General features: G+C 74.8%; 12 protein-coding genes and 1 pseudogene. 8 read left to right on the top strand and 5 right to left on the bottom strand.

Annotated elements, in window-relative coordinates:
* Positions 1–236 precede the first annotated feature (236 nt).
* The 4 genes from ACSNOB_RS29880 (at position 237) to ACSNOB_RS29865 (ending at position 1,780) form a co-directional block, all read left to right on the top strand.
* Entirely contained in the window at positions 237–671 is a 435-nt protein-coding gene (locus tag ACSNOB_RS29880) for a phage holin family protein (protein WP_436690547.1), read from the top strand.
* The gene (locus ACSNOB_RS29875) at positions 668–1,018 is read left to right on the top strand and encodes a DUF3618 domain-containing protein (RefSeq protein ID WP_393109679.1); all 351 of its coding nucleotides are present in this window, start codon (positions 668–670) and stop codon (positions 1,016–1,018) included. Before ACSNOB_RS29880 ends, ACSNOB_RS29875 begins: the two co-directional genes overlap by 4 nt.
* The gene (locus ACSNOB_RS29870; protein WP_393109681.1) at positions 1,015–1,287 is read left to right on the top strand and encodes a DUF4235 domain-containing protein; all 273 of its coding nucleotides are present in this window, start codon (positions 1,015–1,017) and stop codon (positions 1,285–1,287) included. Before ACSNOB_RS29875 ends, ACSNOB_RS29870 begins: the two co-directional genes overlap by 4 nt.
* Before the next feature lie 289 nt (positions 1,288–1,576).
* Positions 1,577–1,780, top strand: a complete 204-nt coding sequence (locus ACSNOB_RS29865; RefSeq protein WP_007075740.1) for a cold-shock protein — start codon at positions 1,577–1,579, stop codon at positions 1,778–1,780.
* A gap of 215 nt (positions 1,781–1,995) precedes the next feature.
* Here ACSNOB_RS29865 and ACSNOB_RS29860 read toward each other — a convergent pair whose 3' ends face one another.
* Together ACSNOB_RS29860 and ACSNOB_RS29855 are read right to left on the bottom strand one after the other, a co-directional pair.
* Positions 1,996–2,190, bottom strand: a complete 195-nt coding sequence (locus tag ACSNOB_RS29860) for a hypothetical protein (protein ID WP_436690545.1) — start codon at positions 2,188–2,190, stop codon at positions 1,996–1,998.
* A 219-nt stretch (positions 2,191–2,409) separates the two neighbouring features.
* A complete protein-coding gene (locus ACSNOB_RS29855; RefSeq protein WP_436690543.1) occupies positions 2,410–3,393 on the bottom strand; it encodes an aldo/keto reductase in 984 nt (327 codons plus the stop codon).
* Between the two features lie 84 nt (positions 3,394–3,477).
* Here ACSNOB_RS29855 and ACSNOB_RS29850 point away from each other — a divergent pair, with 84 nt between their 5' ends.
* Positions 3,478–4,272: a trans-aconitate 2-methyltransferase gene (locus tag ACSNOB_RS29850; RefSeq protein WP_436690541.1), complete on the top strand. Its 795-nt coding sequence runs from the start codon at positions 3,478–3,480 to the stop codon at positions 4,270–4,272.
* Positions 4,269–5,294, top strand: coding sequence for an adenosine deaminase (locus ACSNOB_RS29845; RefSeq protein WP_436690539.1), 1,026 nt, complete (start codon positions 4,269–4,271; stop codon positions 5,292–5,294). The genes ACSNOB_RS29850 and ACSNOB_RS29845 overlap by 4 nt, the downstream gene beginning before the upstream one ends.
* 223 nt (positions 5,295–5,517) lie before the next feature.
* On the opposite strand, the gene ACSNOB_RS29840 is transcribed toward ACSNOB_RS29845, so the two are convergent.
* Both ACSNOB_RS29840 and ACSNOB_RS29835 read right to left on the bottom strand, forming a co-directional pair.
* Positions 5,518–6,885 (bottom strand): HAMP domain-containing sensor histidine kinase, encoded by a 1,368-nt coding sequence (locus tag ACSNOB_RS29840; protein ID WP_436690537.1) that lies wholly within the window; start codon positions 6,883–6,885, stop codon positions 5,518–5,520.
* Positions 6,886–6,914: 29 nt separating this feature from the next.
* On the bottom strand, positions 6,915–7,604 hold the full coding sequence (locus ACSNOB_RS29835; RefSeq protein WP_436690535.1) for a response regulator transcription factor: 690 nt from the start codon (positions 7,602–7,604) through the stop codon (positions 6,915–6,917).
* 73 nt (positions 7,605–7,677) lie between these two features.
* On the opposite strand from ACSNOB_RS29835, the gene ACSNOB_RS29830 reads away from it, so the two are divergent.
* Positions 7,678–8,598 carry an ADP-ribosylglycohydrolase family protein gene (locus tag ACSNOB_RS29830; protein WP_436690533.1) on the top strand — a complete coding sequence of 307 codons (921 nt, stop codon included), beginning with the start codon at positions 7,678–7,680 and terminating at the stop codon, positions 8,596–8,598.
* Positions 8,599–9,002: 404 nt separating this feature from the next.
* Here the strand turns inward: ACSNOB_RS29830 and ACSNOB_RS29825 are convergent.
* A pseudogene (locus ACSNOB_RS29825) lies at positions 9,003–9,461 on the bottom strand (DUF1775 domain-containing protein); the annotation flags it as partial.
* Between the two features lie 250 nt (positions 9,462–9,711).
* Between ACSNOB_RS29825 and thrS the strand changes: the two are divergent.
* Complete coding sequence (thrS, locus tag ACSNOB_RS29820) at positions 9,712–11,724, top strand: threonine--tRNA ligase (protein ID WP_436690531.1); 2,013 nt, start codon at positions 9,712–9,714, stop codon at positions 11,722–11,724.
* Positions 11,725–11,748: the final 24 nt, after the last annotated feature.

The raw sequence follows: 11,748 nt of genomic DNA, 5'->3' as shown, positions 1-11,748 counted from the left end.
CGGTTGGAGGTGTGGGTGGTTGGTGGCCCGCCGGGGGCGGTCGGGTGGACTGCGGCGGCTCGGGAAGTTTGACCGGGCGTTTCGTGGGGACCTGCTGCGCGACGCTTCTGCACCTCCTCCCGCGCGCCGTCCGCCGGCACGAGGGACGCGGCGGCGCGGCTCACCGGCCGCCGCGCGCAGGATTGACGGGCGGCGACTCCGGGCATACAGCGCGGTGATGATGAAAGGAGGACAGCATGGCTGACGTGGCGAACGCCCGCACATCCCGCACCGGGAGCGAGCCGTCCACCGCCGAGCTGGTGCAGCGGGCCACGGAGCAGGTCTCCCGCCTGGTCCGCGACGAGCTGGCCCTGGCCCGCGCGGAGCTGACCCAGAAGGGCAAGCACGCCGGCATCGGCATCGGCCTCTTCGGCGGCGGCGGGGCGCTGGCGCTCTACGGCCTGGGCGCCCTGGTCGCCACCGCGATCCTGCTGCTCGATCTGGTGCTGCCGGCCTGGGCGGCGGCCCTGATCGTCGCGGTGGTGCTCTTCGCGATGGCCGGCGTTCTCGCCCTGGTGGGCAAGAAGCAGGTCAGCCAGGCGGTCCCGCCGGTGCCGGCGGCCACGGTGCGCAGCGTCCGGGCGGACGTGGACACGGTCGCCGCCGCGGTGAAGGACAGGGGACGGGCATGACGACGGGCAACGGCCGGGGCAGCGGTGACACCGAGGCACTCCGGGAGGAGATCCGGCGGACCCGGGTCGAGCTGGGCGAGACCGTGGAGGCGCTGGCCGCCAAGGCCGACGTCAAGGCGCGCCTGAGGTCGTCGGCCGACCAGGCGAAGGAGCGGATGCGGGAGCAGGCCGCGCACACCGTGGCCCGGGTGCGCGGGCAGGCGGCACAGAAGGCCCAGCTCGCCCGCGGGCAGGCGCAGGAGAAGGGTGCGGTCGTCCGGCGCAACCCGACGCCGTTCGTCGCCCTCGCGGCCGGCGCGGTGGCCGCCGCGATCGTGCTGATGATCGTCCGGGGGAGGCGCAGGTGAGCAGGAGCATCGGGAAGGCCGCGTACAAGCCGGTCGGCGTGCTGATGGGCATCGCCGCCGGTACGGTCGCGGGCGTGATCTTCCGGCAGGTATGGAAGCTGACGGCGGGCGACGGCGAGGCGCCCAGCGCCACCGACGAGGACCGCGGCTGGGGCGAGGTCCTGGCCGCCGCGGCGTTGCAGGGCGCCATCTTCGCGGTCGTCCGGGCTGCCGTCGACCGGGGTGGCGCGGTGGGCGTACGCCGGTTCACGGGGAGCTGGCCGGACTGACCGGACAACGACGAAAGGCCCCCGCGCCGTGGCCACGGCGCGGGGGCCTTTCGCACGGGGGTAAGGGCCCGCCCAGCGGATCTTCGGCATCCGTCAGGTCACATGTCGAAGAAATTCGTCCGGTAGGCTGTGCAGAGTTTTCGCTACGTGGTTTGCTGTTCCACGCTGTTGAGAGATGGCGTGGGTTGAGTGAAGTCTCCTTCGTGGGGGCCGCCTCAGGCACCGCTGCTCGAAAACGGCCAATCGGCCGCACGGCGTGCTCGGCCGCCAGTTTTAGAAGGAGATACACATGGCGCAGGGAACCGTGAAGTGGTTCAACGCAGACAAGGGCTTCGGCTTCATCACCGTCGACGGCGGGGGTGCTGACGTGTTCGTCCACTTCTCGGCCATCCAGACCAGCGGCTACCGCACGCTGGAGGAGAACCAGCGGGTGGAGTTCGAGATCGCCCAGGGTCAGAAGGGTCCGCAGGCCGAGCAGGTCCGCCCCATCTGAGCAGTGCCGGTCGGCAGCCGCCGGCCAGTGGGTGATCCGGCGCCCGGATCACAGCGAAGCCCCGTATCCCGCCCGGGATGCGGGGCTTTCCGCGCGGCGGGACGCGATGCCGCGCGGCGGGACGCGGGAGCCGGGCGGGACGCGATCCGGGCGGCGGTCCCGCCGGAGGCCGGCCGGGGCTTTCCGCGCGGCGGGATGCCGGCGCCCGACGGCGCTCAGCGGCGCCTGCGGGCGCGCAGCCCGAACCAGAGCACGACCAGTCCGATCAGGATGACGACCGGCCCGAGGACCGCCCAGATCCGCTGGTCGGTCATCACGCTGCCCTCGACGTAGCCGAGGCCCTGCACCGTCCAGACCGCCCCGCCGACCACGGCGAGCAGCCCGAGCGTGAGCGGCAGCCAGCCCTTCATCGCGATTCCCCTCCGTCGATCCCCGCCCCGGTCGTGCCCTCCGCGACGCCCCGCCCCGTCGGCCCGCCCGCCGGGCGCTGGTATTCCCGTCCACCCGCTCCGCTACCCGCGGTCCCGCCCGGACCGGGGGACCGGTCCGGCGGTTCGAGGCGTACCGCCGGGCTCACCGCCGGTCGTGCGCCGGCGATCCGCCCGGCGTGCCGCCGGTGGCCGCCCGGCTCACCACCGGTCGTGCACTCGCGGCCGGACCAGCTCGTCGTAGACCGCCGCCACCGCCGCGCGCTCCCCTTCGGACAGCGGCGCCTGGTCGGCCACGGCGGCGTTGCCCCGGGCCTGGGCGGCGTCGCGGGCGCCGGGGATGACCACGGTGACACCGGGCTGGTCGACGACCCAGCGCAGCGCGAACTGGGCCATCGTGCGCTCGTCGCCGACCAGCGGCGCCAGCCGGCGCACGGCCGCCAGACCCAGGTCGAAGTCGACCCCGGAGAAGGTCTCGCCGACGTCGAACGCCTCGCCGTGCCGGTTGTAGCTGCGGTGGTCGTCGGCGGCGAAGGTGGTGTGCTCGTCGTACCGCCCGGAGAGCAGCCCGCTGGCCAGCGGAACCCGGGCGATGATGCCGACGCCGGCGGCCGCGGCGGCCGGGAGCACCCGCTCGATGGGCTTGTGCCGCAGCGCGTTGAGGATGATCTGCACGCTCGCCACGCCGGGGCGGCCGATCGCGGCCAGGGCCTGCTCGCAGGTCTCCACGCTGACCCCGTAGCCGGCGACGCGCTCCTCGGCGACCAGGGTGTCGAGGGCGTCGAAGACGGCGTCGTCGGCGAAGACCGCGCTCGGCGGGCAGTGCAGCTGCACGAGGTCGAGGACGTCCATCCCGAGGTTGGCCCGGGACCGGTCGGTCCATTCGCGGAAGCGCGCCAGGGTGTACGCCTCGGGCGTCTGCGCGACCCGGCGGCCCATCTTGGTGGCCACGGTCAGCCCGGCGTCGGGCCGGCTCCGCAGGAACCGCCCGATGAGCTGCTCGCTGCGCCCGTCGCCGTAGACGTCGGCGGTGTCGAGGAAGGAGACGCCCGCCTCGACGGCGGCGGTCAGCACGGCCGTCGCGTCGGCCTCGCTGACGGTGCCCCAGTCCGCCCCGAGCTGCCAGGCGCCCAGCCCGACCACCCCGACGTGCCGCCCCAGCCGGGGGAAGGTGCGCTGCTCCATGCCACCGAGCCTAGTGATCGGCTTGTGGGGGCGCGCGCCGGGCCGTACGGTCAACAAGACGGACGTACGGTTTGGGAGGCTGCGATGTGGGATCCGACGACCTACCTGCGCTACGGCGACGAGCGCTCCCGACCCTTCCACGACCTGCTCGCCCGGGTTCCGGCAGCGCGGCCGCGCGCGGTGGTCGACCTCGGCTGCGGGCCCGGCAACCTGACCGTGACCCTGGCCGAGCGCTGGCCGGACAGCCGGGTGGCGGGCCTCGACTCCTCGGCGGAGATGATCGCGCGGGCGGGCGCCACCGCGTCCCCGGCCACCTTCACGGTGGGCGACGTCCGCGACTGGCGGCCGGCGCCCGACGTGGACGTGGTGGTCAGCAACGCGGTGCTCCAGTGGGTGCCCGGCCACCGGGAGCTGCTCACCCGCTGGGTCCGGGAGCTGCCCAGCGGGGCCTGGCTGGGCGTGCAGGTGCCGGGCAACTTCGACGCGCCCTCGCACCGGGCCCTGCGCGAGGTCGCCGGCCGGCCGGCGTGGCGGGCCCGGGTGGCCCCGCTGCTGCGCGAGGCGCCGGTCGACGACGCCGCCGGCTACGCCGAGCTGCTGACCGGTGCCGGCTGCGCGGTGGACGCCTGGGAGACTACCTACGTGCACCTGCTGCCGGCCCGCGCCGACGCGGACCACCCCGTGCTGACCTGGATGGAGGGGACCGCGCTCCGGCCGGTCCGCGCGGCCCTGGACGCCGCCGGCTGGTCCGACTTCCGGGCCGAGCTGGGCGTACGCCTCGCGCAGGCGTACCCGGTGCGGCACGGTCAGGTGTGCTTCCCGTTCCGACGCGTCTTCTTCGTCGCCCGCACCGGCGCCCGTGCAGAGGAGAATCCGTGACCGACCTGCAAACCTTCATCGCCGGACTGCCCAAGGTGGAACTGCACGTGCACCACGTCGGTTCCGCCTCGCCCCGGATCGTCGCCGAGCTGGCCGCCCGTCACGAGGGCCGCAGCCCCGTGCCGGCGGATCCGGCCGCGCTCGCCGACTACTTCGCGTTCCGCGACTTCGCGCACTTCATCGAGGTCTACCTGAGCGTCGTGGACCTGATCCGCGACCAGGAGGACGTCTGGATCCTCACCCACGAGGTGGCCCGCGAGCTGGCCCGCCAGCAGGTCCGCTACGCCGAGCTGACCGTCACGCCCTATTCGCACGTGCGCCGGGGGATCCCCGCCCCGGCGTTCTGCGAGGCGATCGAGGACGCCCGCAAGCGGGCCGAGGCGGACTTCGGCATCGAGCTGCGCTGGTGCTTCGACATCCCCGGCGAGGCCGGCCTGCCGGCGGCCGAGGAGACGCTGCGGATCTCGCTGGAGGAGCGCCCGGACGGGCTGGTCAGCTTCGGCCTGGGCGGCCCGGAGATCGGCGTGCCCCGGCCGCAGTTCAAGCCGTACTTCGACCGGGCCCGGGCGGCCGGGCTGCGTTCGGTGCCGCACGCCGGCGAGACCACCGGCCCGCAGACGGTGTGGGACGCGCTGCGCGACCTCGGCGCGGAGCGGATCGGGCACGGCATCTCCGCCGCGCAGGACCCGGAGCTGCTGGCCCACCTCGCCGAGCACCGGATCGGCATGGAGGTCTGCCCGACCTCCAACGTGCGCACCCGGGCGGTCGCCACCATGGAGGAGCACCCGCTGCGCCGGTTGGTCGACGCCGGGCTGCTGGTCACCATCAACTCCGACGACCCGCCGATGTTCGGCACCACGCTCAACGACGAGTACGCCGTCGCGGCCCGGCTGCTCGACGCGGGCCCGGAGGGACTGGCCGCGTTGGCCCGCAACGCGGTGACCGCCTCGTTCCTGGACCCGGCGGGCAAGCAGCGGATCGGCGCCGAGATCGACGCCTACCTGGCGGCCGCCCCCCGCTGACCGGGGCCAGGGCGGTCGCGGCCCGCCGGGCGGGGGTGCGAGCGACCGCCATCCGCTGGGCGGGCGGAGAGAGTGTGGCGCGCGGCGGGAGCGGGTGTGGGGGGACCGTTTCTCCCGCCGCGCGCACGGCTCCACCGGCCGGTGGGTGCTCGGGGCAGTGACCGGTGGAACTGATTGGTTCGTGTACAGATCCTGTCAGCCCGCGCCGCGCCGGTCGCCGTGGTTAATCCGGATCTAAGGAAGACTTGCGCCGGCCCACAGCCCGGCCGACCAGACCGAACCGGCTGACCTGCCGGGGCGTCGCCTCGGGGTCGGCGAGCAGCATCACCACGCTCGCCCCGCCCAGCCGGGCCCGGTCGATGCTGACCGAGCCGTTGGCCTGCAACGCCACCCGCTTGGCGATGTCCAGCCCCAGGCCGGTCGAGCCCTGGTCGCTGGCGCCCCGGCGCAGCGCCCGGTCCGGGTTGGCGATCCCCGGGCCGGCGTCGTCGATCCGGATGGCCACGTAACCGTCGCGGCGGGAGACCGCCACCTCGAACGCGGTGCCCTGCGGGGTGTAGCGGAAGACGTTGCCGATCACCGCGTCGAGCGCGGCGGCCAGCTCGGCCCGGGGCACCGGCGCCGGGATGCGCAGCTGGGCGCCGGTCACCCGGTGCGGGCGGTTCTGGTCGCCGGCCAGCGCCGCCCAGAACACCATCCGGTCCCGGACCACCTCGCTGACGTCGCACATCGCCGGCCCGGCCTCGTGCGCGACCGCCTTGCGGGTGGTCTTGATGAGCACGTCGATCTCGCCCTCCAGGGTGACGATCGCCTGCCGGATCCGCCGGATGCCGCGCCGCCGGTCCAGCTCCGCCTCGCTGAACGAGCCCACGCTGGTGTCGTCGGACTCCAGCGCCTCGGCGTCCAGCCGCAGCACGGTCAGCGGGGTGCGCAGCCGGTGCGACAGGTCGGCGACCAGTTCCCGCTCGTCGGTGCGGGCCGCCACCAGCCGGTCGGCCATCCGGTTGAAGGCGTACCCGGCCTCGGCCAGCTCCCGCGGGCCGCTGGGCTCGACGCGTACGGCCAGGTCGCCGTCGCCGATCGCGAGCGCCGCCCTGACCAGCCCCCGGGCCGAGTCGACCGCGCGGGCCGCGACCCGGTCGACCACCAGCACCGCCGCGCCCACCAGGGCGGCGGCCACCCCGAGCAGCAGCAGCCACCGGCCGCCGCCCCCGCCCAGCGCCGACTCGGGCACGAACACCTCGACCACGGCGGTCCGGTCCCCGAGCACCACCGGGTCGAGCCGGAGCACCCCGCCGTCGACGTCGACGACCACCGAGCGCCGCTCGGCCCGCGCGCGCTCCAGGTCCGCGGCGCCCGCGCGGCCCGCGGACTCGTCCGCCCCCAGCCCGTGTACGACGGGCCGGGTGTGCGGGTCGTCGCCACTGGCGGCCACGGCGCGCCGCACCACGGCGGGGTCGGTGCTGACCGCGAGCGCGCCGGTGACCAGCGCGCTGCGGCGGGCGGCGTCCGCGAGCGCCTCCTCGCGGGCCCGGTCCCCGAGGCCGGTGGCGAGCGGGACGAGGAAGGCGAGCGCGACCAGGGCGCTCATGCCGGCCGTGAGGAGGGCCAGCGACACCCTCAGTCGGGCGCCACCAGCCGGAAGCCGACCCCCCGCACGGTGCGCAGGTAGCGCGGCTTCGCCGCGGACTCGCCCATTTTGCGGCGCAGCCAGTACAGATGAACGTCGATGGTCTGGTCCTCGCCGACCGATGGCTGCCGCCATACCTCCTCCAGAAGCTCCCGGCGGGACACTACCCGGCCCGGACGTGCGGCGAGATACGCCAACAGGTCGAATTCCTTGCGGGTCAGCGCCAGCGGCTCACCGTCGAGGTGGGCGCTGCGCTCGCCGACGTCCACCCGCAGCCCGCCGACGCTGTGCACGGCCGGCTGCGCCGTCCGGCTGGCCCGCCCGGCGCGGCGCAGCACCGTGGTGATCCGGGCGTCGAGGTGGGCGCCGGTGAACGGCTTGACCATGTAGTCGTCGGCGCCGGCGCGCAGCAGCCGGACCACGGACTGCTCGTCGTCGCGGGCGGTGGCGATGATGATCGGCACGTCGGTGATGCCGCGCAGCATCCGCAGCGCGTCCGAGCCGTCGAGGTCGGGCAGGCCGAGATCGAGCACCACCAGGTCGGGGGTCTCGGCCGCCACCCGGCGCAGCGCGTCCAGGGCGGTGCCGACGGCGTGTACGGCGTGCCCCCGGTCGGTGAGGGATCGCAGCATCGCGCCGCGTACGACGTGATCGTCTTCGACCAGGAGCACGGTGGCCACGCCAAGACGGTACTCGGCGTGGCAAGTTGATCGCGTTGCGGCGCACCTGCAAACCCGGCAAGCTGGTCCAACGATGTCCTTCATGCTCTTTCCCGACACCCGGCTCGCGCTCGCCCGGGACTCCCTCGCCGGCCTGTCGGTCGGCGACGCGCTCGGCTCGCAGTTCTTCGTCCCCGGCCGGCACCCGGCCGACCTGGCCGCCGGGAAGCTGCCCCCGCCGCCGTGGGAGTGGACCGACGACACCGAGATGGCGTGCTCGGTGGTCGCCGCCCTCGCCGCGGAGGGCGCCATCGACCGGGACGCCCTCGCCATGGCCTTCGCCGAGCGCTGCGAGCCCTACCGGGGGTACGGGCCGGGCGCCGTGACGATCCTGCGGCTGATCCGCACGGGCACGCCGTGGCCGGTGGCGGCCGCCTCCGCCTTCGACGGGCAGGGCTCGTGCGGCAACGGCGCGGCGATGCGGGTCGGTCCGCTGGGCGCCTGGTTCGCCGACTCGACCGCCCGGGCGGTGGCGCAGGCCCGGGCGTCGGCCGAGGTCACCCACGCGCACCCGGAGGGCGTCGCCGGTGCGGTGGCGGTGGCGGTGGCCGCGTCGCTGGCCGCCCGGGCCCGGCTGGACGGCCACCGACCCGCCCCGGACCGGCTGCTCGCCGGGGTGGCCGCCGCGCTGGACCCGGCCACCGAGGTGTACCGGGGCGTACGCCGCGCCGCCGGCCTGCTCGGCCGGTCGCTGCGCGAGGCCGTCGACGTGCTCGGCAACGGCTCCCGCGTCACCGCCCAGGACACCGTCGCCTTCACCTGCTGGGTGGCCGCCGTGCACCTGGACGACTACCCGGCGGCGATCCGCGCCTGCGTCGAGGCGGGCGGCGACGTGGGCACCACCGCGGCGATCGTCGGCGCGGTGGTGTCCGCCCACACCGGGGTCGGCACCCCCGGCGGGGTGCCGACCGAATGGCTGGCCGCCCGCGAGCCCCTGCCGGACTGGTCCGCCTGACCTCCGACGTCCTCGCGGTCCTCCCCGAGCGCCGGAGGGGCGACCGGCTCGGCCGGGTCCTCGCGGAGCGCGGCGGCGGCCCGCCCGGGGCCCGTCGGGGCCGGGTCCTCGCGGAGCACGGAGAGGTCGACCGGCTCGGCCGGGTCGCGGCGACGCCAGCGGCTGACCAGCCAGCCGACCGCCGCGCCCGCGCCGAGGCCGGCGAGCAGGCCGGCGGCCAGCATGCCGTCCCCGTTGCCGCCGCCGGTCGCGGTGGCGGCCGGGCCGGGAGCCGCGTCGCCCCCGCCGGCCGGCCGCGGCTGCGTCGCCGCGTCGCCCGGCGCCGCCCCGTGCCCGCCGTGTCCGGCCGCCGCGCCGGGGGCCGCCGGCAGCAGGGTGAGCACCGGCGCGCCGCGCACGACGGTGCCGTCGGCGTACGTCCGCACCACCTCGAACGTGAGCCGGTCGGCCTGCGGCAGCGGCCCCATGGAAAGGGCGAGGCGGGCCGGGCCGGCGGCGGCCCCGGGCATCCGGGTCCAGGTCACCGCGCTGGTGACCAGGTCGACGCGGGACGAGTGGATGCCGGCGACCGGCTGGCCGAGGGTGCGGGTGGTGATCCGGGGCGCCCAGCCCGGTACCGACATCGGGTAGACCTCGGCGACCGGGGCGTCGGCCGGCAGCCGGATCTCGATCCGGTCGGCGCGGGCGCCCGGCCGCTCCTCGGGCACCACGAACTCCAGCTTCACCGACTCGCCCTGCCGGGCGGCCGCCGGGCTGGTCGTCACGTCGGCCGCGTCCGCCGGGGCGGGCCAGGCCAGCACCCCCGCCGCGACCAGGACGGCCACCGCCCCGGCCCGGCGCCGACGCTCGAGGTCGCGGTTCATCGCCATGCTCGGCCCCCATCCGTCTGCCCGCGGCCGGCTCCGGCCACATGCGGTAGTTCGGATGCGGCGACGAAAAGGTTCAATCCCGCCGGGGTGGGGACGCCGGCCGCTCGGTGCGCGTCCCGGGGCGGCGCGCGTCGCACGGGCCGCGGGGGCGGTGGCGTCGCCGACCGTGCCGGCGGGAGCGACCGATAGCATCGCAGGAGCCGAACGTTCGGCGTCATCCGTACCGTCTGCTGGAGGAGTGACCGTGTCCGCACCCCGTACCCCCGCCGTGGCCGACCCCGTCGTCGTCGCCGCCGGGACCACGGCGGCCGACGCGGTGGCCGCGGCCGGGCTGCCCGCGGCCGGCCCGAAGGCGGTCGTCGTGGTCCGCGACCCGCAGGGCCAGCTGCGCGACCTGGACTGGGCGCCCGAGGTCGACACCGAGGTCGAGCCGGTCAGCCTCGACTCCCCGGACGGGCTCAACGTGCTGCGGCACTCCTGCGCGCACGTGCTGGCCCAGGCCGTGCAGGACATCTTCCCCGAGGCCAAGCTCGGCATCGGCCCGCCCATCGAGAACGGCTTCTACTACGACTTCGCCGTCGACAAGCCGTTCCAGCCGGACGACCTCGGCAAGCTCGAGAAGCGGATGCAGGAGATCATCAAGTCCGGCCAGCGGTTCCGCCGCCGGCGCTTCGGCAGCCTGGACGAGGCGAAGGCCGAGCTGGCCGCCGAGCCGTTCAAGCTGGAGCTGATCGACGTCAAGGGTGAGGGGCTGGACTCCTCCGAGGTGATGGAGGTGGGCGGCGGCGAGCTGACCATCTACGACAACCTCGCCGCGACCGAGGACAAGGTCTGCTGGTCGGACCTGTGCCGGGGCCCGCACCTGCCGAACACCCGGCTGATCGGCGCGTTCAAGCTGATGCGCTCGGCCGCCGCGTACTGGCGCGGGTCGGAGAAGAACCCGCAGCTCCAGCGGGTGTACGGCACCGCCTGGCCGACCCGTGACGAGCTGAAGGCGTACCTGAAGCTGCTGGAGGAGGCCGCCCGGCGCGACCACCGCAAGCTCGGCGCGGACCTCGACCTGTTCAGCTTCCCCGACGAGATCGGCTCCGGCCTGCCGGTCTTCCACCCCAAGGGTGGCGTGATCAAGCGGGAGATGGAGGACTACGTCCGGGCCCGCCACATCGAGGAGGGCTTCCAGTACGTCGGGACCCCGCACATCTCGAAGGAAGGTCTCTTCCACACCTCGGGGCACCTGCCGTACTACGCCGACGGGATGTTCCCGCCCATCGAGTTCGAGGGCGCGGACTACTACCTCAAGGCGATGAACTGCCCGATGCACAACCTGATCTACCGGTCGCGCGGGCGGTCCTACCGAGAGCTGCCGATGCGGCTGTTCGAGTTCGGTTCGGTGTACCGGTACGAGAAGTCCGGCGTCATCCACGGGCTGACCCGGGTGCGCGGCTTCACCCAGGACGACTCGCACTCCTACTGCACGAGGGAGCAGGCGCCGGCCGAGGTGAAGCACCTGCTGAACTTCGTGCTCGGCCTGCTGAAGGACTTCGGCATCGACGACTTCTACCTGGAGCTGTCGACCCGCGACGAGTCCAAGCCGGAGAAGTTCGTCGGCACCGAGGAGGACTGGGCGACGGCGACCGCGGTGCTGGAGCAGTGCGCCCGGGAGACCGGGCTGGACCTCGTACCCGACCCGGGTGGCGCGGCCTTCTACGGCCCGAAGATCTCGGTGCAGGCGAAGGACGCGATCGGCCGCACCTGGCAGATGTCGACCATCCAGTACGACTTCAACCAGCCCAAGGGCTTCGGGCTGGAGTACCAGGCGGCCGACGGCACCCGGCAGCAGCCGGTCATGATCCACTGCGCCAAGTTCGGCTCGATCGAGCGCTTCGTCGGCGTGCTCACCGAGCACTACGCGGGCGCGTTCCCGGCCTGGCTGGCCCCGGTGCAGGTGGTGGGCATCCCGATCCGCGAGGACCACACCGACCATCTGCACGAGTTCGTGGCCGCGCTGCGCGCGAAGGGTGTCCGCGCCCAGGTGGACACCGGCGACGACCGGATGCAGAAGAAGATCCGCACGGCGCAGCAGCAGAAGATCCCCTTCATGGTGATCGCCGGCGACGACGACGTGGCCGCCGGCACGGTCTCGTTCCGCTACCGGGACGGCTCGCAGCGCAACGGGGTGCCGATCGCCGACGCGGTGGCCCACGTGCTGGAGGTGGTCGGCTCGCGCACCAACGTCGGCCCCTCCGCCCCGGCGTGAGCCGGGGCCCCCCCCCCCCCCCCC

This window comes from Micromonospora sp. URMC 106, from assembly GCF_051386395.1.
Taxonomy (GTDB): Bacteria; Actinomycetota; Actinomycetes; order Mycobacteriales; family Micromonosporaceae; genus Micromonospora.
Note: the sequence above shows the minus strand (reverse complement) of the source record. Positions and strands in the feature narration are given on the sequence as shown.